Here is a 20,317-nt window from a genome sequence, read left to right on the forward strand (position 1 = left end):
GCGCCCCTCACTGCAAGCGGTTGCGCAAAGCGGCAACCACGTTGAAGGTTTGATTGCGCACCCGGTTGTTCGGGTCGGTGAGGGTCAGGCTCAGGCGCACACTGCGGATGCGCGCCGGATCACTGGGATTGGCGCTGTAAGTCGAAGCGGCCACATCCGTTGCCGAACTGGCCAGACCGAACATCACGGTGAACGCACTGACGTTGTTCACCAGCACCTGCTGCGCAGGATTGCCGCTGCCGGTGCCCATGAGAATCTGATTGTTGCTGAAGCTGTAGATCAGACGCCGGATCGGGAACGCGATCTGGCCGCTCGCCGGGGAGCGCAAGCCGGTATAGGCCGTTGCGCTGTTGCGGCAATCGGAGACCACGGTCCAGGTTGGCGTGCCCCCGCCGCTGCCGATATCGGCAGTGACCAGCGTCAGTTTGAGGTTGGCATTGTCCCAGTTGATCGGCGTGACCTGCGCAGCGTTGAAGTCGCCCGCACTGCTCGAATCGGTAATGGTGCCAAGACAGCCGAACATCCCGACCATGCGAATTTCCTGAATCATCTTGCTCAACACAAACCGTGCGTCTTCCTGCATCGCCGCGGCAGTGTTCTGGCTGACATAAGTATTTTTCGCCGCGATGAAAATCTGCACCACGCCCAGCACCACGATGAGCCCCAGTGCCAAAGCAATAAGTAATTCGATCAGACCGAATCCACGGTTTTGCTGCTTCATGGCGTGGCCACCGGATCAACCGCAGCGCGGCTGGTCAGGACAAAGCTGCGCTGGGCGCTGGCGGTGTTGGCGGCTCGCGCATCGCTCCAGTTGATGGTGATGGTGTAGACGCGCTGATTGAGGGTGATGCTGCCAGTCGCGGTCGGCCCACCGAAGTTGGTGATGTTGGTAGTGAAATCGTAGAGGTCCTGATCGCGGGCAACGCTCAGATTGCCCGAGGTCGGCGGCGTGGCGGTGTAGTCGGCGCCGGAGTTGGCGCGGATGCGGTCCATCATGTCGTAGGCAATGAAACTGGCCTGACTGGTCATCCGTGAGCTATCGGTGTACTTCAGCGCATTCAGTTGCACCGCTGCCGCGCCCAGCAGCCCGACCGTCAGAATCAGCAACGCGACCAGCACCTCGATCAGCGTCATGCCGTGCTGTGCATTTTTGCTCCCTGCCCTCATCCGCAACTTCCACCCAATTGAATTCGTCCGTTCAAACACACGCTCAGCGTCCTGCTTTGCGTTCCCAACGTGTAACTGATGACCACCGCCGTCGACGGCGCCGCCAGACCGCCAAGGTTGTTGAAATCCAGTGCGGTCACTCCTGAGGGTAGCGTCAGAGTCGCACCACTGCTCATCGCGGGAACAACCCGCAACACATTGGCCGGAGTGCCAGTACTGTCATAAACCGCCAGTTCACCGGTCCAGACGCTGCCGCCGGCAGTCGGGCGCAGGCGCAAGGTAGTACCTCGATTTATGGCTTCGAGCCTGGCGAAATTGATCGCCCGTTGCAGATCGCCCATCTCGGTATCAGCCCTGCTGCCCTGTACCGAACGGGTGAACGCCGGCACCGCCAGGGTAATCAGGATCACAAAGATCGCGATCGCAACCAACAACTCGATCAGCGTGAAACCTTTTGTACGAAGATCCATCGATGCCCTCCGTTGCCGTCGGCTATACCTGCTTCTACACGCTAGAACATTCAACCGGCCCGCGTCGGTTGATTTGCCCTGCCCGGCGCACGGAGCGCGCCGTTCATCACATTCCACGGAGGGTGTTTTCATGCCGCAACAGGGTTTCAGCCTGATAGAACTGCTTATGGGACTGGCGATTGGCGCAATTGTTCTGCTGCTGGTCAGTCCGGCGTTCGCCACGCTCAGAGAATCGAGCCATCGGGATCAAGCGGCGCAATCGCTGCTCGATGGCCTGCGTAACGCTCGCACACTGGCCATCACGCGCAATCAGAGCGTGGTGATTCATGGCATCAACGGCGACTGGAGTCAGGGCTGGCGGATCATTCTGGATATCAGCGGCAAAGGGCCGAAGGACAGCAGCAATCCGCTGCTGCAAGAGCGTGCGAGTGACACGCAGGTGCCGATTGTCGGCAATTGGTCGGTGAGTCGTTACGTACGTTTCAGCAGTCTGGGGCAACCACTGATGCCCGGGCGGGCGTTTCAGGCTGGGACATTACATGTCTGCTCGGCTCGCGAGCCGGTCAGTCAGCGCCAGATAGTACTGGCGGCGACCGGTCGCGTGCGCCTGAACAGTCAAGAGACTGAGCAGGCGCTGTGTCAAAAAACCGAAAACGTCAGATCGAACGCACGCGCAGCTCTTTAGGCATCGAGAACGTAATGTTCTCTTCACGCCCGGCCAGTTCATCGGCACCGGTAGCGCCCCAGGCCTGCAATTGCTGAATCACGCCGCGCACCAGTACCTCCGGCGCGGAAGCACCGGCGGTAATGCCGATACGCTCAACGCCATCGAACCAGCTCTTTTGCAGGTCTTCGGCACCGTCGATCAGGTAGGCCGGTGTGGCCATGCGCTCGGCGAGTTCACGCAGACGATTGGAGTTGGAGCTGTTCGGGCTGCCGACCACCAACACCACGTCGCACTCGTCAGCCAATTGCTTGACCGCGTCCTGACGGTTTTGCGTGGCGTAGCAGATATCGTCCTTGCGCGGGCCGCCGATAGCCGGGAAGCGCGTGCGCAGCGCATCGATGACACGACTGGTATCGTCCATCGACAGCGTAGTCTGGGTGACGAAAGCCAGTTTGTCCGGGTTGTGTACCTGCAATTCGGCGACGTCTTTCTCGTCTTCAACGAGGTAGATCGCGCCGCCATTGCTGCCGTCGTACTGGCCCATGGTGCCTTCGACTTCCGGGTGACCGGCGTGACCGATCAGGATGCACTCACGACCGTCGCGGCTGTATTTCGCCACTTCGATGTGCACCTTGGTCACCAGCGGGCAAGTGGCGTCGAATACTTTCAGGCCACGGCCGGCGGCTTCGGTGCGCACAGCTTGGGAAACACCGTGAGCACTGAAAATCACGATGACATCGTCCGGCACCTGATCCAGCTCCTCGACGAAGATCGCCCCGCGACTACGCAGGTCTTCAACGACAAACTTGTTGTGCACCACTTCGTGACGCACGTAGATCGGCGGCCCGAAGACTTCCAGGGCGCGGTTGACGATTTCGATCGCCCGGTCCACGCCGGCGCAGAAGCCACGGGGGTTGGCGAGTTTGATTTGCATGCTGTGCCTCGTGTCTTGCGCGCGAAAACAATGAATTACTAATTGTGGGAGCGAGCCTGCTCGCGAAAGCTGACTGACATTCAACACTGATGTCGCCTGACACACCGCATTCGCGAGCAGGCTCGCTCCCACATTTTTACAGCGCTTTAACGTTGATGATCTCGACGTCAAAGGTCAGCGTCTTGCCCGCCAGCGGGTGGTTGAAGTCGATGGTCACTTGCGTGTCGTCGAACTCTTTCACCACACCCGGCAGCTCAGTATTGGCCGCATCGTTGAAGATCACCAGCAAACCCGGTGACAGCTCCATATCGACGAACTGCGAGCGCGGAATGATCTGTACGTTTTGCGGGTTCGGTTGGCCGAAGGCGTTTTCCGGCTCGACGGTCAGCGTGCGCTTGTCGCCGGCCTTGAAGCCGAACAGCGCTGCTTCGAAACCCGGCAGCAGGTTGCCGTCGCCGACCTTGAAGGTCGCCGGGGCTTTGTCGAACGTACTGTCGACGGTGTCGCCGTTCTCCAGGCGCAATGCAAAGTGCAAGGTGACTTCCGTGTTCTGGCCGATGCGTTGCTCAGCCAATACCTGTTCAGTCATGAACGGCTTCTCCGGTCTTTTTACTTTTGAACATATCCAGTGCCAGCATCACCGCGCCAACCGTAATCGCGCTGTCGGCGAAGTTGAACGCCGGGAAGTACCAGCGGTTCTGCCAGTGCACCAGAATGAAATCGATCACATGGCCCAAGGCAATGCGGTCATACAGATTGCCCAGCGCGCCGCCCAATACCAGCGCCAGCGCGACGGCCAGCCAGGTTTCGTTGCGGCCCAGACGCTTGAGCCAGACCACCAGCACCACACTGACCACAATCGCGATCAGGGCGAACAGCCAGCGCTGCCAGCCGGAGCTGTCAGCCAAAAAGCTGAAAGCAGCGCCGGTGTTGTAAGCCAGGGTCCAGCTGAAGTAATCGGGAATGATCACGATCTGCTGGAACATTTCGAGCTTGCCTTCGAAGTAGAACTTGCTGGCCTGGTCGATGACCAGAACCAGCAAGCTCAACCACAGCCAGCTCAACCGTCCGAAACGGCCAACGGCATTAGGCATAGTGACGAACCTCGCCAGCGCCGCTGATGTTGTCGACGCAACGACCGCAGATTTCCGGATGCTCCGGGTTCACGCCGACGTCTTCGCGGCAGTGCCAGCAACGGGCGCACTTCGGGAAGGCCGATTTGACGATCTTCAGCTTCAGGCCGCTGACTTCAGTCACTACCGCATCAGCCGGTGCCTGAACGAACGGCGCAACGCTTGCGGTCGAAGTGATCAGGACAAAGCGCAGTTCGTTGCTCAGCTTGGCCAGATCGGCGCTCAGGGCGTCTTCGGCGTACAGCGTCACTTCGGCTTGCAGGTTGCCACCGACAGCTTTCGCTGCGCGCTGGATTTCCATTTCTTTGTTGACCGCTACTTTGACCGCCATCACGCGTTCCCAGTAGTCGCGACCCAGTTCCACGTCAGCCGGCAGTTCGGTCAGGCCTTCGTACCAGGTGTTGAGCATCACCGATTCGTTACGCTCGCCCGGCAGGTATTCCCACAGTTCGTCAGCAGTAAAGGCGAGGATCGGCGCGATCCAGCGCACCAGCGCTTCGGAGATATGGAACAGCGCGGTTTGCGCCGAACGGCGGGCCTTGCTGTTGGCGCCAGTGGTGTACTGACGGTCCTTGATGATGTCGAGGTAGAAACCGCCCAGCTCCTGCACGCAGAAGTTGTGAATCTTCGAGTAGACGTTCCAGAAACGGTATTCGCCGTAGTGCTCTTGCAGCTCGCGCTGCAGCAGCAAGGTGCGGTCGACCGCCCAACGATCCAGCGCGAGCATTTCTTCGGCCGGAAGGATGTCGGTGGCCGGGTTGAAGCCGGTCAGGTTCGAGAGCAGGAAACGCGCGGTGTTACGGATACGACGATAGGCGTCCGCACTGCGCTGCAGGATCTGGTCGGAAACCGCCATTTCGCCGGAGTAGTCGGTCGAAGCCACCCACAGACGCATGATGTCGGCGCCCAGGGTGTCGTTGACCTTCTGCGGCGCGATCACGTTGCCCAGCGACTTGGACATCTTGCGGCCGGCTTCGTCGACGGTGAAACCGTGGGTCAGCAGTTCGCGGTACGGCGCGTGGTTGTCGATGGCGCAACCGGTCAGCAGCGACGAGTGGAACCAGCCACGGTGTTGATCGGAACCTTCCAGGTACAGGTCGGCACGCGGGCCGCTCTCGTGACCCATCGGGTGCGAACCGCGCAGGACGTGCCAGTGCGTGGTGCCCGAATCGAACCAGACGTCGAGGGTGTCGCTGATCTTGTCGTACAGCGGCGCTTCGTCGCCGAGCAGTTCGGCAGCGTCCATCTTGAACCAGGCTTCGATGCCTTCGACTTCAACGCGTTTGGCGACTTCTTCCATCAGCTCGACGGTGCGTGGGTGCAGTTCGCCGCTTTCCTTGTTGAGGAAGAACGGGATCGGCACGCCCCAGTTACGTTGACGCGAGATGCACCAGTCCGGACGGTTGGCGATCATCGAGTGCAGGCGCGCCTGGCCCCAGGCCGGAACGAACTTGGTGTCTTCAATGGCTTTGAGCGAGCGCACACGCAGGGTGTCACCGCTGGTTGGCTCTTTGTCCATGCCGATGAACCACTGCGCGGTGGCGCGGTAGATCAGCGGGGTCTTGTGGCGCCAGCAGTGCATGTAGCTGTGTTCGATGACGGTGGTGTGCATCAGCGCACCGACTTCGGTCAGCTTGTCGACGATGGCCGGGTTGGCCTTCCAGATGAACTGACCGCCGAAGAACTCCAGCGACGGCACGTACACGCCGTTGCTCTGCACCGGGTTGAGGATGTCGTCGTTGACCATGCCGTATTTCTTGCAGGTCACGAAGTCGTCCACGCCGTAGGCCGGAGCGGAGTGAACCACACCGGTGCCAGCGCCCAGTTCAACGTAGTCAGCCAGGTACACCGGCGACAGACGGTCGTAGAACGGGTGACGGAAGTTGATCAGTTCCAGCTGTTTACCGGTGGTGGTGGCGATGACCGAACCTTCCAGGCTGTAACGCGCCAGGCAGGCCTCGACCAGCTCTTCAGCCAGTACCAGCAGCTTGTCGCCGACATCAACCAACGCGTAGTTGAATTCCGGGTGAACGTTGAGCGCTTGGTTGGCCGGGATGGTCCACGGGGTAGTGGTCCAGATCACGATCGAGGCAGGCTTGCTCAACGATGGCAGACCGAACGCGGCAGCCAGTTGGGCTTCGTCAGCGATCGGGAAGGCCACGTCGATGGTCGAGGACTTTTTGTTCTCGTACTCGACTTCCGCTTCAGCCAAAGCCGAACCGCAGTCGAAGCACCAGTTCACAGGCTTCAAGCCCTTGAACACGAAACCGCCCTTGACGATTTCCGCGAGGGCGCGGATTTCACCGGCCTCGTTCTTGAAATCCATGGTCTTGTACGGGTTAGCCCAATCGCCCAGCACGCCGAGACGGATGAATTCGGACTTCTGCCCTTCGATCTGCTCGGTGGCGTAGGCACGGCACAGTTCGCGGGTCTTGTCCGCGCCCAGATTTTTGCCGTGGGTCACTTCAACCTTGTGCTCGATCGGCAGGCCGTGGCAGTCCCAACCCGGAACATACGGCGCGTCGAAGCCCGACAGGGTCTTCGAGCGGATGATCATGTCCTTGAGAATCTTGTTCAGTGCGTGACCGATGTGGATCGTGCCGTTGGCATACGGAGGGCCGTCATGCAAAACGAACTTCGGACGATCCTTGCCAATCTCGCGCAACTTTCCGTACAGGCCAATACTGTCCCAGCGCTGCAGGATCTGCGGTTCGCGCTGTGGCAGGCCGGCCTTCATTGGGAAGGCGGTGTCCGGAAGGTTAAGCGTGGCTTTATAGTCGGTCATTTAAGGCTCTTCATTAGCGATGGGCGCTAGGTGCGGCTAGTGCACGGGCGGTGGCGACATCCGCATTGATCGCCGTTTTCAATGCCTCCAGGGAGGCGAAGCGCTGCTCTTCACGCAGCTTTTGGTGGAAAACCACCGTCAAACGCCGGTCATACAGATCGCCGGCAAAATCTAAAAGATGGACTTCAAGGTGGGCCTTGCCATCACCTTGCACCGTAGGCCGTACGCCGATATTGGCGACACCGGGCCAGGTCTTGCCGTCGATATCGACATCCACCAGGTACACCCCGGTGAACGGCACGCGACGACGCTTGAGTTGAATGTTCGCAGTCGGCGTACCCAGTTGCCGGGCCAGCTTCTGGCCATGCAGCACGCGACCGGCGATGCGGTACGGGCGGCCGAGCAAACGTTCGGCCAAGGCAAAATCGGCGGCGGCCAAGGCGTTGCGCACTTGTGTGCTGCTGACGCGAATGCCGTCCAGCTCGACGGTTTGTGCCGCTTCGACGGTAAAACCGTGCATCTGCCCGGCCTGCATCAGAAAATCGAAATCGCCGAGGCGGTCGCAGCCGAAGCGGAAATCATCGCCGACTTCCAGGTGCTGCACGCCGAGGCCATCGACGAGGATGGTGTCGACGAACTCACTCGCGCTGAGCTTGCTCAAGCGCTGGTTGAACGCCAGGCACAAGACCCGGTCAACGCCTTCGGCAGCCAACAATTGCAGCTTGTCGCGCAACCTTGCCAGACGCGCCGGCGCAGTCTCGGGGGCAAAGAACTCCCGTGGCTGCGGCTCGAAAATCACCACGCAGCTGGGTACGCCCAACTCGAGCGCACGCTCACGCAGTCGGGCCAGGATAGCCTGGTGACCACGGTGAACACCGTCAAAGTTGCCAATAGTGGCGACGCAGCCCCGATGCTGGGGGCGCAAGTTGTGGAGGCCTCGAACCAGCTGCATAACGCGCTTCTTGCTCATAAAGTGGTCGATTATAACCACACCCGACGGTCGACGACAGGCAACACCGTAACGCAAAGTGAACGAGCCGACAAAACTGCCGGCCCGGGCCTGCTTATAAAGGGTAAAACCTTAGCTCAAGGCCTTGCGATTGAAGTCTCGCAGGCGGAAACCGAGCAGCAGCAACATACCGAAATAAGCGACCACGCCCGCCGCGACCAATGCGCCCAGACGCAGAAAGCGCTCAAGCATGTGCCCCTGATCCCACGCCGGCATGAAATGCATGCCCAGCAACAGCACTGCCGACATCACCGCCACCGCGATAACCAGTTTGAAACCGAACTTGGCCCAGCCCGGCTGCGGCTGATACATCTGCTGCTTGCGCAGTTGATAGAACAGCAATCCGGCGTTGAGACAGGCACCGGCACTGATCGCCAGTGCCAGCCCCGCGTGCGCCAACGGGCCAATCAGCACCAGGTTGAACAACTGAGTAACCACCAGGGTGAAGATTGCGATTTTTACCGGCGTACGGATGTTCTGTTGCGCATAAAAGCCCGGCGCCAGAACCTTGATCACGATAATTCCGAGCAAACCGACAGAGTAAGCAATCAATGCGCGCTGAGTCATTTCGGCGTCGAAGCCACTGAACTGACCGTACTGGAATAACGAAACAGTCAGCGGCTCGGCGAGAATCCCCAGCGCCAGCGCACAGGGCAGCACCAGCACAAAGCACAGGCGCAGGCCCCAATCGAGAATCCGCGAATATTCGTGGCGATCTTTGCTCGCGTAAGTTTTCGCCAGGGTCGGCAGCAGGATTGTGCCCAGCGCCACACCCAGTACGCCGGACGGCAACTCCATCAGGCGGTCGGCGTAATACATCCACGACACCGAGCCTGCGACCAGAAACGAGGCGAAGATGGTGTTGATGATCAGCGAGATCTGGCTGACCGAGACGCCGAGAATCGCCGGCAGCATCTGCTTCATTACGCGCCAGACGCCGGTATCGCGCAGATTCAGACGCGGCAGTACCAGCATGCCGATCTTTTTCAGGTGCGGCAGTTGGTAGAGCAATTGCGCCAGACCACCGACCAGCACCGCCCAACCGAGCGCCATCACCGGCGGGTCAAAGTACGGTGTGAGGAACAGCGAAAACACGATCATGCTGACGTTAAGCAGAGTCGGCACGAAGGCCGGCACGGAGAAACGGTTCCAGGTATTGAGAATCGCGCCCGCCAGTGAGGACAGGGAGATCAGCAATATATAAGGGAAGGTCACCCGCAACAGATCAGAAGTGAGCTGGAATTTTTCCGGCGTGTCGGTAAAACCCGGAGCCGTAGCCCAGATCACCCAGGGTGCGGCAATCATGCCCAGCGCAGTCACCACCGCGAGCACCAGTGTCAGCAAACCCGAGACATAGGCAATGAACGTACGGGTTGCCTCTTCACCTTGCTGGCTTTTGTATTCAGCGAGAATCGGCACAAAAGCCTGAGAGAAAGCACCCTCGGCGAAGATTCGTCGCAACAGATTGGGCAGTTTGAAGGCAATAAAGAAGGCATCCGTCGCCATCCCGGCGCCGAATGTACGGGCAATCAGCGTGTCACGAACAAAGCCCAGAATCCGGGAAAGCATCGTGATAGAGCTGACGGCGGCCAACGATTTGAGCAGATTCATTGAGGGAATTTGTGCCTGTCGATAAACAGCAGGCGAACAAAGCGCCTACTTGTGCGATACTCCGCGCCGCAGCAGCACAGAGCCAAAGCTCGCGAGTTTACAGGTCAAGCGCCGGAAATAAATATCCCGCCTCTTTATACCTACCACTTAGCGGAACGTTTCAAGTGCCCTTGACAAGACTTCAACTCATCGGCATGATTCGCGGCCTATTTTGTTTGCTATTTCCTAAAAAGTCTTTCGAGGAGCTCGACGGTGGCCAACTCACCTTCCGCCAAAAAACGTGCAAAACAGGCTGAGAAGCGTCGCAGCCACAACGCCAGCCTGCGTTCCATGGTTCGCACCTACATCAAGAATGTAGTTAAAGCCATCGACGCAAAAGACGCTGAAAAAGCTCAAGCTGCATACGTTCTGGCTGTGCCAGTTATCGACCGCATGGCCGATAAAGGCATCATCCACAAGAACAAGGCTGCTCGTCATAAGAGCCGTCTGAATGGCCACGTCAAAGCACTGAAAGAAGCTGCTTAATCCGACGTAGTCATTAAAAAACCGACCTTAGGGTCGGTTTTTTATTGCCTGTGATTTAACAAATCCCAGCGCAAAAAAATGTAGGAGTGAGCCCACTCGCGATAGCGGTGTCACAGTCAATAATTGCATCGACTGACACACCGCTATCGTCGGAACGCCGCCCGGAGCAGGCTCACTCCTACAATTGGTTTTGCGGTGCTATTGCTGGACGGGCACCCACGGCAGGATCGGGATGGCGGTCACGGCATTCTGCGGACTGCCTTCGATCAAGCGGTCGCTGTAGACCAGATACACCAGCGTGTTGCGCTTTTTGTCGAGGAAACGCACCACCTGCATGGTCTTGAATACCAGCGAAGTGCGCTCCTTGAACACCTCATCGCCATCCTTCAGATCACCCTTGAACTTGATCGGACCAACCTGGCGACAGGCGATCGACGCCTCGGCGCGATCCTCAGCCAGACCGAGACCGCCCTTCACACCGCCCGTCTTGGCGCGCGACAGGTAACAGGTCACCCCTTCGACTTTCGGATCATCGAAAGCCTCGACCACAATGCGGTCGTTCGGGCCGACAAACTTGAACACCGTCGACACCTGACCGATTTCCTCGGCCGAGGCGAGCAATGGCATTGCCATCAGCAAGCCCAACAATCCTTTCGCTAAACGCATCGAGTTTTCCTTAGACCAGAATCAGGTTGTCACGGTGAACCAGTTCCGGCTCCGCCATGTAACCGAGCAAACCGACAATCGCATCCGACGACTGACCGATGATTTTTTGCGCTTCCAGCGCACTGTAGTTAGCCAGGCCCCGGGCAATCTCACGACCGTCAGGCGCCACACAGACCACCATTTCGCCGCGGCGGAAACTGCCCTGCACCAACTTCACACCGACAGGCAGCAGGCTTTTATTGCCCTTGGACAACGCCGACACCGCCCCCTCATCCAGCACCAGGGTGCCGCGAGTTTGCAGATGCCCGGCCAGCCATTGCTTGCGCGCCGCGAGCATGCCGCGCTCAGGCGACAGCAAGGTGCCAATGCGCTCACCCGCTTTCAGGCGATCAAGCACGCGCTCAAGACGCCCACCGACAATGATGGTGTGCGCACCGGAACGCGCAGCCAGTCGCGCCGCACGCAGCTTGGTCTGCATGCCGCCGCGCCCCAGCGCACCACCCGTGCCGCCCGCTACCGCATCGAGGCTCGGATCATCGGCGCGCGCTTCGTAAATCAGCTGCGCTTCAGGGTTGTTACGCGGATCAGCGTCGAACATGCCGTCGCGATCGGTCAGGATCACCAGCAGATCCGCCTCGACCAGATTCGCCACCAACGCCGCCAGCGTGTCGTTGTCGCCGAAACGGATTTCATCAGTGACCACAGTGTCGTTTTCGTTGATCACCGGGATGACTTTCAGCTCGACCAGTGCGCGCAAGGTGCTGCGGGCGTTCAAGTAGCGCTTGCGGTCGGACAGGTCGTCGTGAGTCAGGAGAATCTGTGCAGTGTGCCGGCCATGCTCAGCGAAGCTCGACTCCCACGCCTGCACCAGACCCATCTGACCAATTGCCGCAGCCGCCTGGAGCTCGTGCATCGCACTGGGTCGTGCGGTCCAGCCCAAACGACTCATGCCGGCCGCCACCGCCCCAGAGGACACCAGCACCAACTCGACGCCAGCCTCATGCAAGGCCACCATCTGCTCGACCCAGACACTCATTGCCGCGCGATCCAGCCCCTTGCCATCAGCTGTCAGCAAAGCGCTGCCGATCTTCACGACCCAACGCTGCGCACCTGTCACCTTGCTCCGCATCATCTTCAACCTTAGCTTGAGGGCAGCGCGACCCAGCGCCGCCCATGACGTTATTTGTGACTTGCGATTTCCAGATACTAAAACGCCGCTCGATTGAGCGGCGCCTTAGAAAAACGGCTTGCAGCGATGATAACACCGCCCTGAGATGAAGACTCAGCAGACACCAGCGATCTTCTGAAGGTCAAAAGATCGCAGCCTGCGGCAGCTCCTACCCAACGAATCAGTCACGCACGTAAATGATTTCCGGACCGTCTTCGTCATCCACATCTTCTTCGTCCCAATCATCGTCGCCGATGTCATGGACCGACTTCACACCGCTGCGACGCAGGGCACGCTTGTCATCCAGCGCCTGCAGTTGCGCGCGAGCTTCGTCTTCGATGCGCTGATCGAGATCGGCCAGCTCTTCCTTATACGCCGGGTCGGCAGCCAAACGGTCGGCACGATCTTCCATGTAACGCATGATGTCGTGGCACAGACGCTCGGTACCGATCTTGGCGATGGCCGAGATCACGTAGACCGGACCGGTCCACTCGAGGCGATCAACGATTTCCTTGACGCGCTCATCGTGATCCTCTTCAAGGATCTGGTCGCACTTGTTCAGTACCAGCCAACGATCACGCTCAGCCAGGGACGGGCTGAACTTGATCAGCTCGTTGACGATCACTTCAGCGGCATCCGGTGCACTGCTGTCATCCAGCGGCGCCATGTCGACGAGGTGCAGCAGCAGACGCGTACGCGCCAAGTGCTTGAGGAAGCGAATACCCAGACCGGCACCGTCGGAAGCACCTTCGATCAGACCCGGAATGTCGGCAATGACGAAGCTCTTCCAGCGATCAACGCTGACCACACCGAGGTTCGGCACCAGCGTGGTGAACGGGTAATCGGCAACTTTCGGCTTGGCGGCCGATACCGAACGGATAAAAGTACTTTTACCGGCATTCGGCAAGCCCAGCAGACCGACGTCAGCCAGGACTTTCATTTCCAGCTTCAGGTCGCGCTGCTCACCCGGCTTACCCGGAGTGGTCTGACGCGGCGCACGGTTGGTACTGGATTTGAAACGAGTGTTACCCAGACCGTGCCAACCGCCCTGCACGACCATCAGCTTCTGGCCAGCCTTGGTCAGGTCGCCAATCACTTCTTGGGTAGCAGAGTCGATCACCGTGGTGCCGACCGGCACGCGCAGGATCAGGTCTTCGCCTTTTTTACCGGTGCAGTCAGTGCTGCCGCCGTTGGAACCACGCTCGGCATCGAAGTGCCGGGTGTAACGGTAGTCGACCAGGGTGTTGAGGTTTTCATCGGCCATCATGTAGATGGAACCGCCATCACCACCATCACCGCCGTTCGGACCACCGTTTTCGATGAACTTTTCCCGACGGAAACTCATGGCGCCATTGCCGCCGTCACCAGCCTTTACGCGAATCGATACTTCATCAACAAACTTCATAACCAACGCCTCTCGCCATACGGACGAGCCGAAAAACAATCAAGACATAAGACTCTTGCAAAAATGAGCGCAGCGACCCCAAAACACGACATGTATCGCACGCCGACAGCCCATACAAACAGTTTTGCAAGAGACTCACCCCACAAACGAAAAAGCCCCGTCGCAAGACAGGGCTCTTCCAGCGATCTCGCGATTAAGCCGCGATTACGCTCACGTAACGGCGGTTGAAAGCGCCTTTTACTTCAAACTTGATCACGCCTTCGATTTTCGCGAAAAGGGTGTGATCTTTACCCATGCCAACGCCGTAACCAGCGTGGAATTGGGTGCCGCGCTGACGCACGATGATGTTGCCGGCCTTGATGACCTGGCCGCCATACATCTTCACGCCAAGGCGTTTGGCTTCTGAGTCGCGACCGTTACGGGTACTACCACCAGCTTTTTTGTGTGCCATGAGTCAATTCTCCTAGTGAGGAATTAGGCTGAAATTAAGCCTGAATACCGGTGATTTTGATCTCGGTGTACCACTGGCGGTGGCCCATACGCTTCATGTGGTGCTTACGGCGACGGAACTTGATGATGCGGACTTTATCGTGACGACCTTGGGAGATCACTTCAGCCACAACGGTAGCGCCAGCAACAACTGGAGCGCCGATATTCACGTCGTCGCCATTGGCAACCAACAGAACGCGATCAAAGGTAACGGATTCGCCGGTAGCGATTTCCAGTTTTTCGATCTTCAGGTATTCACCTGGGGCGACTTTGTACTGCTTGCCGCCAGTAACGATTACTGCATAAGACATGGTATTTCTCCGATAATCCTGCTCACCCAGCTCTTTATAAGAAGAGGTATTGGCTGGCATGGCTGCATTAGGCTGGAAGGCCCGTTGCAATTGCGTAAGGCAGGTGCTGCCCAGGAAGTTCAGGGTGCGCGATTGTACGCAAGGCGCGGCAGCCTTGCAAGTAGCCGTCCATCGCGCCTTGACAGGTCTGGACGGGGGTCCTAGCATGCCGCGCAACCCTTCTGGAGCGACTCTCGCTGATGCAACCCCAAGCTTTCTACCGCGCGGTGGCGGACGATTTTAGCGCCGTCGACGGCATCATCAAGAAGCAGCTGACTTCCCGAGTACCGCTGGTATCGAAAATCGGCGATTACATTACCTCGGCCGGCGGCAAACGTCTGCGTCCTTTATTAGTGTTGCTGTGTGGCAAGGCCCTGGGTCGCGAAGGCGACGACATGCGTCTGCTGGCCGCCACCATCGAATTCCTGCACACCGCCACTCTGCTGCATGACGACGTCGTCGACATGTCCGGCATGCGCCGTGGCCGTTCGACCGCTAACGCCATGTGGGGCAACGCCCCGAGCGTGCTGGTCGGCGACTTCCTGTATTCGCGCTCGTTCGAAATGATGGTCGAACTGGGCTCGATGCCGGTGATGAAGATCCTCTCCCAGGCCACGCGCATCATCGCCGAAGGCGAAGTGCTGCAACTGTCCAAGGTGCGCGACGCCAGCACCACCGAAGAAACCTACATGGAAGTCATCCGCGGCAAGACCGCGATGCTCTTCGAAGCCTCAACCCACAGTGCTGCCGCACTGGCCGGCGCTACCGCCGAACAGAGCGAAGCGCTGCGCACGTTTGGTGATCACCTCGGTGTGGCGTTCCAGTTGGTCGACGACCTGCTCGACTACAAGGGTGACGCCGAAACCCTGGGCAAGAACGTCGGTGACGATCTGGCCGAAGGCAAGCCGACCCTGCCGCTGATCTACACCATGCGCGAAGGCACGCCGGAACAGGCTGCACTGGTACGTCAGGCGATCCAGAAAGGCGGGATCGAAGACCTGGAAAGCATCCGTATTGCCGTAGAAGCTTCCGGTTCGCTGGAGTACACCGCGCAACTGGCCCGTGATTATGTAGCCCGTGCGATCAAGTGCCTTGAGGCGCTGCCAGCCAGTGAATATCGGGATGCACTGGTTGAACTGAGCGAGTTTGCGGTCGCCCGTACGCACTGATATCGCTGAAGCAAGATCAAAAGATCGCAGCCTTCGGCAGCTCCTACAGGGGTTGTCGACGCTGCGATCTTTTGCTTTTGACTGCCTGAAAAGCTAAAACCCTATACAATGTGCGACTTTTAGCGATCCATACCCAAGGAGCCTTAGTGAGCACGTTGCCACCCTGCCCAAAATGCAATTCCGAATACACCTACGAAGACGGTAGCCAACTGGTGTGCCCGGAGTGCGCCCACGAGTGGTCCGCCAGCGGCGAAACCGAAGTGGCGTCCGATGATGCCGTGAAGAAAGATTCGGTCGGCAACGTCCTGCAGGACGGCGACACCATCACCGTGATCAAGGACCTCAAGGTCAAGGGCACCTCGCTGGTGGTCAAGGTCGGCACCAAGGTCAAGAACATCCGCCTGTGCGATGGCGACCACGACATCGACTGCAAGATCGACGGTATCGGCCCGATGAAGCTCAAATCCGAGTTCGTCAGAAAGGTCTGAATCTGTTGTCATCCATCCCGCGCCAGACGTGGGATGGAGCTTCACCCTCCGCGCTCCGCCCCAATAAAACCGCGCAATAGCCAAACGCCAGCCGTTTTGACCTTACGCAATCTTTACCCGGAAAATCTCAGAATCCGCCAATAGACGCTTGCTATTTAATGAATAAGAATTATTCTCATTGAAACCCTTCAAGGAGATGAGAACCATGACTTATTTGATCGACGCGTGGCTGGATCGCCCACACCCTTACCTCAGAATCCTCCATCGGGAAACCGGTGAAGTCTGCGCGGTGCTTGAAGAAGAGGCTCTGCATGAACTGCAGGATCAAGGGGATCTGGACGTCAGCAGCCTCAATTCCAGCGAGCCGCTGGTGCTCAAGGAACTGGTGCGCAATCTGTTCCTGTTCTGCTATGCCCGGGCCTTGCGCCCGACCAGTGAGCTGCATCACAAGATAGAACTATGAGCATCACCCAAAAAACTGTGGGAGCCAGCCTGCTCGCGATGGTATCAACGCGGTCCTGAAGGAAAACCCGGTCGACCCTATCGCCAGCAGGCTGGCTCCCACATTAGCCCGCCATCAAGGCAGGCCCGGTCTTACAGAACGTCCAGCAGCTCGACGTCGAATACCAGAACGCTGTGCGGCGGGATGCTGCCAACGCCTTGAGCGCCGTAAGCCAGTTCGCTCGGCACGTACAGACGCCATTTGCTGCCGGCATTCATCAGTTGCAGGGCTTCGGTCCAGCCGGCGATCACGCCGCCAACCGGGAATTCTGCAGGCTGGCCACGCTCGTAGGAGCTGTCGAACACAGTGCCGTCGATCAGTGTGCCGTGGTAGTGCGTACGTACTTGATCTTCACGGGTCGGCTTGGCGCCTTCGCCCTGAGTCAGCACTTCGAACTGCAGGCCGGAAGCCAGGGTGGTGATGCCTTCACGCTTGGCGTTTTCAGCCAGGAAGGCCAGGCCTTCGCCAGCAGCGGCTTCAGCTTTGGCAGCCGCTTCGGCTTGCATGATCTCGCGGATAACCTTGAAGCTGGCGGACATCTCTTCCTGGCCAACACGGCTTTCCTTACCGGCGAACGCGTCGGTCAGGCCAGCCAGGATCGCGTCCAGGCTCACGCCCGGTGGCGGGTTGTCGCGCAGCTGGTCACCCAGCTGACGGCCGATGCCGTAGCTGACGCGGGTTTCGTCGGTGGACAGATTTACTTCGGACATGACACTGCTCCGCTGTGCGGACGGCCACAAGACTTGCCGTGCGTGCACAGCGCGTCCCGGCGCGCCCGGAACCAAAAGGGCGAGCAGACTAGCACAGATGCTCAGGCGATGGCGCGCAAGGCCTACAGCGCCGAACCCCAGGCCAGTGGCACTTTCAGACTTTCCTCGCTGCTCGGGCCCAGGCCACACATTTCATCGTGTACCGAGGTGTGCACGAGATTGAACGGCAGCACCGGGAAGGCATGCAGCAAATCCCGCGCATGCTCCACCGAACGCAGTGTCAGCATGTTGCCTTTGAGATCACTTAACGGATATGCCGCACCATGCATCCGTGCTTCGAGCAGATAAATCCCGCCTTCCATGGAGATCAGGTTCAACTCATCGACCTTCTTGGCGATGGCATACGCATTCAACTCTTGCAGGTTCATGAACGCACCTCAGACAGTGGCGAATCAGGACCTCTACAGGGATATGCCCGCACGCATCAAAGCACAAGCCACAAATGACACCGCCCGTCTGTTTCGCAACAGACGGGCGGTGTTTTTGCAGCGATCAACGGTTGATCAGTGCTTGGTGACCTTGTCCAGGTAACCCATGGCGAACGCCGAGACGACGAAGGTCATGTGGATGATCACGTACCACATCAAGTGCTCGGGATCGACGTTCTTGGCATCCATGAAGATGCGCAGCAAGTGGATCGAAGAGATCGCCACGATCGAGGCCGCCACTTTCATCTTCAGCGACGAAGAGTCCATGGTGCCGAGCCAGCTGAGTTTTTCCTTGCCTTCATCAATGTTCAGTTCAGAGACGAAGTTCTCGTAGCCGGAAATCATCACCATCACCAGCAGGCCGCCAACCAGCGCCATGTCGATCAGCGACAGCAGCACCAGAATCAGTTCCGACTCGGCCATCGAGAACACGTTGGGCAGGATGTGAAAAACTTCCTGGAAAAATTTCAGTGCCAGCGCCAGCAGCCCGAGGGACAGCCCGATATAGATCGGCGCCAGCAGCCAGCGCGAGGCGTACATTGCATTTTCGATAAAGCGTTCCATTGAATCTCACACAGGGGGCTGGAAATGGCCGCGAGTATACCAGCCCCCCATGACAGCCAGAAACTGCCCGAAAATCCGCCACCTGCGCGTGTGGGTGTTTTTTTTCTGCTAGTGTCCAAACCATTGACAGCCCAGTGACTGTAGACAGGACGTGTGGAAATGGATGTGCGATTACCGATAATGACGGCCGGAATCTGCCTTGCTCTGTTGATCAGCGGTTGCTCGCCCGGCGACGAGAAACACGCCGCCAGCCTTGAAGAAAAAACGGCAAAGTTCGAACAGTCACTGGACGCCATCACCGATCCAAAACTCAAGGACGCCATCACTGAACTCGGCGGCTCGCTGCTGCTGCTCGAACGGGCGCAGATCAAACTCGACGACAACCCACCGCACACCGAATACGGTGAAGACGCCCTCGCCGTGCTCAAGCACTACCCTGCCCCGCAGACGCTGGTCGACACGTTTATCAATGGCTTGTTCGTGCTGCACAAGGACGCCAGTTCCGATTACCTCACCGATCTGCAACCGGTGTTCCCGTTCAACCTGAACATTCCCGGCGGTTTCCTGTTCCCCCATGGCGTGGAATGGCAGTCAGTGACCTTGAGCAACAAACGTGTGATCGCCTATCAGCCGGAATGGTCAGAAACCGATCCTGGCATTCAGCTCAGCCCTTCCAGCTCCAACGTCACCAACCCCGATGACCTGACCGTGACCTATCCGTTCATTGATGGGCTGAACGTGGACAAGAAGTCCCTGCCGCAACCGGTCAGCCTGCAAGGCCAGATCGAAGTCATCGCCCCGCGCCGCCTGTACAGCTTCGACCTGACACAACAGGACGTCGGCCAGACCCGCAGCAATGACAACCTCAGCGTCAAACTGCTGAAACTTGCAAACAACTACGCCGAAGTCGAATTCAGCAACAACCTGCCACTGGCTGCGGAAGTCGCAGAGGCGCAGCTCAATCCGCTGATCGTCCAGGCCCGCGATAAAACCGGGCAGTATCTGGTACGCGCCGGTTCGATCAACGAGAGTCCGGAGCAAGTAGCCTTCTACGAAAAACAACTGACGTACCTGCAACAGCAGAAAGCCTGGAGCGCTACGCTGGAAAAGCAGCTGACCCAGGAACAACAGGATTTCGAGCAGAAACACCCGCGTCGCTACAACAAGGTCTATTTCAATGGCCCGATCGAAACGCTGGAAGTCAGCGTGCTGGATTTTTCTTCGGCGACCGTGACCCGCAAATCGCTGGATCTGCCGATTCGTACGTTCAATCAGCACACCACGGAGAAAACCATCCAGCCGCTGGATCCCTCGGTGACGGTGTACGACGATCTGGCGGTTAGCTGGCTCAAGGGCGCGAGCCTGACCGAAGAGCAATTGAAGGCTGGCATCCGCGTCCATCAGTCCGTGGAAGAACCGAGCGCAGCGCGCATCGAGTTTTCCCATCGCCGCACGTTCAACGATGAGTTGCTGGGCGATGACTTCAGTCCGGGTGTCAGTCCGGTCACGTTCTTTACCGAAAAGCGCAGTGGCAAGCTCGATGAACCGATCGAACTGCCGCCCGAGGCCTATCAAGTCGATCCGCTGCGCGCGACGATCACCTACGACCTGAACCTGTTCCCGGAAACCCCGGCGATTGCGGTAGGCTCAATGCCGCTGTTTCTCGCCACGGTGGCCAAACAGGCATACGACGCCAAGTCCTTGCCCAAAGGCCTGGAGATCAAGAACAACCAATTGGTGGTGGATCTGAAACTGTTCCCGCCCAACGAGTGGCGTTTCTTCGTCAAAGACGACAGTGGCAACTACCTCAAGCAGATTCTCTCGGTCAGCCACGATGCAAGCGCAGAAGGCCCGGCGTTGTTTGGCGTGCATTATTTCTATGGCTGCCCGACCCACGTCGAAGCCTATCAGCGAACCGACCTCGCCACCGTGCAATACGGTTTTGAGGTCAAGCTCGACAAGGCGCCGATGCCTGAGACTGCGCCTTGAAGGGCAAGATCAAAAGATCGCAGCCTGC

General features: G+C 58.6%; 23 protein-coding genes. 6 read left to right on the forward strand and 17 right to left on the reverse strand.

Annotation, left to right across the window (positions count from 1 at the left end):
* Positions 1 to 7: 7 nt before the first annotated feature.
* The 3 genes from ACM6JQ_RS28245 to ACM6JQ_RS28255 are packed head-to-tail and all read right to left on the reverse strand — an operon-like array spanning position 8 to position 1,637.
* Positions 8 to 721 carry a PilW family protein gene (locus ACM6JQ_RS28245; RefSeq protein ID WP_095114075.1) on the reverse strand — a complete coding sequence of 238 codons (714 nt, stop codon included), beginning with the start codon at positions 719 to 721 and terminating at the stop codon, positions 8 to 10.
* A complete protein-coding gene (gene pilV / locus ACM6JQ_RS28250; protein WP_007909841.1) occupies positions 718 to 1,167 on the reverse strand; it encodes a type IV pilus modification protein PilV in 450 nt (149 codons plus the stop codon). The genes ACM6JQ_RS28245 and pilV overlap by 4 nt, the downstream gene beginning before the upstream one ends.
* On the reverse strand, positions 1,164 to 1,637 hold the full coding sequence (locus ACM6JQ_RS28255; RefSeq protein ID WP_095114074.1) for a GspH/FimT family pseudopilin: 474 nt from the start codon (positions 1,635 to 1,637) through the stop codon (positions 1,164 to 1,166). Before ACM6JQ_RS28255 ends, pilV begins: the two co-directional genes overlap by 4 nt.
* Positions 1,638 to 1,767: 130 nt before the next feature.
* Between ACM6JQ_RS28255 and ACM6JQ_RS28260 the strand changes: the two genes are divergently transcribed.
* Entirely contained in the window at positions 1,768 to 2,322 is a 555-nt protein-coding gene (locus ACM6JQ_RS28260; RefSeq protein WP_095114073.1) for a GspH/FimT family pseudopilin, read from the forward strand.
* On the opposite strand, the gene ispH is transcribed toward ACM6JQ_RS28260, so the two are convergent.
* The 6 genes from ispH to murJ form a co-directional block, all read right to left on the reverse strand.
* Complete coding sequence (gene ispH, locus ACM6JQ_RS28265; RefSeq protein WP_007909838.1) at positions 2,294 to 3,238, reverse strand: 4-hydroxy-3-methylbut-2-enyl diphosphate reductase; 945 nt, start codon at positions 3,236 to 3,238, stop codon at positions 2,294 to 2,296. The genes ACM6JQ_RS28260 and ispH overlap by 29 nt on opposite strands.
* 136 nt (positions 3,239 to 3,374) lie before the next feature.
* Positions 3,375 to 3,812 (reverse strand): FKBP-type peptidyl-prolyl cis-trans isomerase, encoded by a 438-nt coding sequence (fkpB, locus tag ACM6JQ_RS28270; protein WP_174245140.1) that lies wholly within the window; start codon positions 3,810 to 3,812, stop codon positions 3,375 to 3,377.
* A gap of 7 nt (positions 3,813 to 3,819) precedes the next feature.
* Entirely contained in the window at positions 3,820 to 4,332 is a 513-nt protein-coding gene (gene lspA / locus ACM6JQ_RS28275) for a signal peptidase II (protein WP_095114072.1), read from the reverse strand.
* Positions 4,325 to 7,156: an isoleucine--tRNA ligase gene (gene ileS, locus ACM6JQ_RS28280; protein WP_414895059.1), complete on the reverse strand. Its 2,832-nt coding sequence runs from the start codon at positions 7,154 to 7,156 to the stop codon at positions 4,325 to 4,327. The genes lspA and ileS overlap by 8 nt, the downstream gene beginning before the upstream one ends.
* A 13-nt stretch (positions 7,157 to 7,169) precedes the next feature.
* Positions 7,170 to 8,108 (reverse strand): bifunctional riboflavin kinase/FAD synthetase, encoded by a 939-nt coding sequence (ribF, locus tag ACM6JQ_RS28285; RefSeq protein WP_007909828.1) that lies wholly within the window; start codon positions 8,106 to 8,108, stop codon positions 7,170 to 7,172.
* A 129-nt stretch (positions 8,109 to 8,237) separates the two neighbouring features.
* Complete coding sequence (gene murJ / locus ACM6JQ_RS28290) at positions 8,238 to 9,776, reverse strand: murein biosynthesis integral membrane protein MurJ (RefSeq protein ID WP_007909826.1); 1,539 nt, start codon at positions 9,774 to 9,776, stop codon at positions 8,238 to 8,240.
* 252 nt (positions 9,777 to 10,028) lie between these two features.
* On the opposite strand from murJ, the gene rpsT reads away from it, so the two are divergent.
* Positions 10,029 to 10,301, forward strand: a complete 273-nt coding sequence (rpsT, locus tag ACM6JQ_RS28295) for a 30S ribosomal protein S20 (RefSeq protein ID WP_003228351.1) — start codon at positions 10,029 to 10,031, stop codon at positions 10,299 to 10,301.
* A gap of 198 nt (positions 10,302 to 10,499) precedes the next feature.
* Here rpsT and ACM6JQ_RS28300 read toward each other — a convergent pair whose 3' ends face one another.
* The 5 genes from ACM6JQ_RS28300 to rplU all read right to left on the reverse strand — a co-directional run bounded on the left by ACM6JQ_RS28300 (position 10,500) and on the right by rplU (position 14,340).
* Complete coding sequence (locus ACM6JQ_RS28300) at positions 10,500 to 10,967, reverse strand: CreA family protein (RefSeq protein ID WP_007909822.1); 468 nt, start codon at positions 10,965 to 10,967, stop codon at positions 10,500 to 10,502.
* Between the two features lie 10 nt (positions 10,968 to 10,977).
* On the reverse strand, positions 10,978 to 12,096 hold the full coding sequence (gene proB, locus ACM6JQ_RS28305) for a glutamate 5-kinase (protein ID WP_042704923.1): 1,119 nt from the start codon (positions 12,094 to 12,096) through the stop codon (positions 10,978 to 10,980).
* Between the two features lie 220 nt (positions 12,097 to 12,316).
* Positions 12,317 to 13,540 (reverse strand): Obg family GTPase CgtA, encoded by a 1,224-nt coding sequence (gene cgtA, locus ACM6JQ_RS28310; protein WP_123375908.1) that lies wholly within the window; start codon positions 13,538 to 13,540, stop codon positions 12,317 to 12,319.
* A gap of 193 nt (positions 13,541 to 13,733) precedes the next feature.
* Positions 13,734 to 13,991: a 50S ribosomal protein L27 gene (gene rpmA, locus ACM6JQ_RS28315; RefSeq protein WP_007909818.1), complete on the reverse strand. Its 258-nt coding sequence runs from the start codon at positions 13,989 to 13,991 to the stop codon at positions 13,734 to 13,736.
* A gap of 34 nt (positions 13,992 to 14,025) precedes the next feature.
* Positions 14,026 to 14,340, reverse strand: a complete 315-nt coding sequence (gene rplU, locus ACM6JQ_RS28320) for a 50S ribosomal protein L21 (protein ID WP_003176051.1) — start codon at positions 14,338 to 14,340, stop codon at positions 14,026 to 14,028.
* Positions 14,341 to 14,579: 239 nt separating this feature from the next.
* Here rplU and ACM6JQ_RS28325 point away from each other — a divergent pair, with 239 nt between their 5' ends.
* The 3 genes from ACM6JQ_RS28325 (at position 14,580) to ACM6JQ_RS28335 (ending at position 16,499) form a co-directional block, all read left to right on the forward strand.
* A complete protein-coding gene (locus ACM6JQ_RS28325) occupies positions 14,580 to 15,548 on the forward strand; it encodes a polyprenyl synthetase family protein (RefSeq protein WP_007909817.1) in 969 nt (322 codons plus the stop codon).
* A gap of 146 nt (positions 15,549 to 15,694) precedes the next feature.
* The gene (locus tag ACM6JQ_RS28330; protein ID WP_007909815.1) at positions 15,695 to 16,036 is read left to right on the forward strand and encodes a zinc ribbon domain-containing protein YjdM; all 342 of its coding nucleotides are present in this window, start codon (positions 15,695 to 15,697) and stop codon (positions 16,034 to 16,036) included.
* 205 nt (positions 16,037 to 16,241) lie between these two features.
* Entirely contained in the window at positions 16,242 to 16,499 is a 258-nt protein-coding gene (locus ACM6JQ_RS28335) for a hypothetical protein (protein WP_034153845.1), read from the forward strand.
* Positions 16,500 to 16,630: 131 nt separating this feature from the next.
* On the opposite strand, the gene ACM6JQ_RS28340 is transcribed toward ACM6JQ_RS28335, so the two are convergent.
* The 3 genes from ACM6JQ_RS28340 to ACM6JQ_RS28350 all read right to left on the reverse strand — a co-directional run bounded on the left by ACM6JQ_RS28340 (position 16,631) and on the right by ACM6JQ_RS28350 (position 18,300).
* Positions 16,631 to 17,248: an FKBP-type peptidyl-prolyl cis-trans isomerase gene (locus tag ACM6JQ_RS28340; protein ID WP_034153844.1), complete on the reverse strand. Its 618-nt coding sequence runs from the start codon at positions 17,246 to 17,248 to the stop codon at positions 16,631 to 16,633.
* A 122-nt stretch (positions 17,249 to 17,370) separates the two neighbouring features.
* Positions 17,371 to 17,676: a DUF6482 family protein gene (locus ACM6JQ_RS28345; RefSeq protein ID WP_007909802.1), complete on the reverse strand. Its 306-nt coding sequence runs from the start codon at positions 17,674 to 17,676 to the stop codon at positions 17,371 to 17,373.
* 135 nt (positions 17,677 to 17,811) lie between these two features.
* Positions 17,812 to 18,300 (reverse strand): TIGR00645 family protein, encoded by a 489-nt coding sequence (locus ACM6JQ_RS28350; RefSeq protein WP_007909801.1) that lies wholly within the window; start codon positions 18,298 to 18,300, stop codon positions 17,812 to 17,814.
* A 159-nt stretch (positions 18,301 to 18,459) separates the two neighbouring features.
* Here ACM6JQ_RS28350 and ACM6JQ_RS28355 point away from each other — a divergent pair, with 159 nt between their 5' ends.
* Complete coding sequence (locus ACM6JQ_RS28355) at positions 18,460 to 20,289, forward strand: hypothetical protein (protein WP_414895060.1); 1,830 nt, start codon at positions 18,460 to 18,462, stop codon at positions 20,287 to 20,289.
* The last annotated feature ends 28 nt before the right edge of the window (positions 20,290 to 20,317 follow it).

Source organism: Pseudomonas sp. IT-232MI5 (assembly GCF_949767845.1).
Classification (GTDB): Bacteria; Pseudomonadota; Gammaproteobacteria; order Pseudomonadales; family Pseudomonadaceae; genus Aquipseudomonas.

What these genes read in the sequence shown, in the direction of transcription:
- ACM6JQ_RS28355 (WP_414895060.1), top strand. Translation starts at nt 18,460, where the DNA reads ATGGATGTGCGATTACCGATAATGACGGCCGGAATCTGCCTTGCTCTG.
- rpmA (WP_007909818.1), bottom strand. Translation starts at nt 13,991, where the DNA reads ATGGCACACAAAAAAGCTGGTGGTAGTACCCGTAACGGTCGCGACTCA.
- ACM6JQ_RS28335 (WP_034153845.1), top strand. Translation starts at nt 16,242, where the DNA reads ATGACTTATTTGATCGACGCGTGGCTGGATCGCCCACACCCTTACCTC.
- lspA (WP_095114072.1), bottom strand. Translation starts at nt 4,332, where the DNA reads ATGCCTAATGCCGTTGGCCGTTTCGGACGGTTGAGCTGGCTGTGGTTG.
- ribF (WP_007909828.1), bottom strand. Translation starts at nt 8,108, where the DNA reads ATGCAGCTGGTTCGAGGCCTCCACAACTTGCGCCCCCAGCATCGGGGC.
- ACM6JQ_RS28350 (WP_007909801.1), bottom strand. Translation starts at nt 18,300, where the DNA reads ATGGAACGCTTTATCGAAAATGCAATGTACGCCTCGCGCTGGCTGCTG.
- ACM6JQ_RS28255 (WP_095114074.1), bottom strand. Translation starts at nt 1,637, where the DNA reads ATGGATCTTCGTACAAAAGGTTTCACGCTGATCGAGTTGTTGGTTGCG.
- proB (WP_042704923.1), bottom strand. Translation starts at nt 12,096, where the DNA reads ATGCGGAGCAAGGTGACAGGTGCGCAGCGTTGGGTCGTGAAGATCGGC.
- cgtA (WP_123375908.1), bottom strand. Translation starts at nt 13,540, where the DNA reads ATGAAGTTTGTTGATGAAGTATCGATTCGCGTAAAGGCTGGTGACGGC.
- ACM6JQ_RS28325 (WP_007909817.1), top strand. Translation starts at nt 14,580, where the DNA reads ATGCAACCCCAAGCTTTCTACCGCGCGGTGGCGGACGATTTTAGCGCC.
- ileS (WP_414895059.1), bottom strand. Translation starts at nt 7,156, where the DNA reads ATGACCGACTATAAAGCCACGCTTAACCTTCCGGACACCGCCTTCCCA.
- murJ (WP_007909826.1), bottom strand. Translation starts at nt 9,776, where the DNA reads ATGAATCTGCTCAAATCGTTGGCCGCCGTCAGCTCTATCACGATGCTT.
- ACM6JQ_RS28340 (WP_034153844.1), bottom strand. Translation starts at nt 17,248, where the DNA reads ATGTCCGAAGTAAATCTGTCCACCGACGAAACCCGCGTCAGCTACGGC.
- pilV (WP_007909841.1), bottom strand. Translation starts at nt 1,167, where the DNA reads ATGAGGGCAGGGAGCAAAAATGCACAGCACGGCATGACGCTGATCGAG.
- rplU (WP_003176051.1), bottom strand. Translation starts at nt 14,340, where the DNA reads ATGTCTTATGCAGTAATCGTTACTGGCGGCAAGCAGTACAAAGTCGCC.
- ACM6JQ_RS28260 (WP_095114073.1), top strand. Translation starts at nt 1,768, where the DNA reads ATGCCGCAACAGGGTTTCAGCCTGATAGAACTGCTTATGGGACTGGCG.
- ispH (WP_007909838.1), bottom strand. Translation starts at nt 3,238, where the DNA reads ATGCAAATCAAACTCGCCAACCCCCGTGGCTTCTGCGCCGGCGTGGAC.
- ACM6JQ_RS28345 (WP_007909802.1), bottom strand. Translation starts at nt 17,676, where the DNA reads ATGAACCTGCAAGAGTTGAATGCGTATGCCATCGCCAAGAAGGTCGAT.
- ACM6JQ_RS28245 (WP_095114075.1), bottom strand. Translation starts at nt 721, where the DNA reads ATGAAGCAGCAAAACCGTGGATTCGGTCTGATCGAATTACTTATTGCT.
- ACM6JQ_RS28300 (WP_007909822.1), bottom strand. Translation starts at nt 10,967, where the DNA reads ATGCGTTTAGCGAAAGGATTGTTGGGCTTGCTGATGGCAATGCCATTG.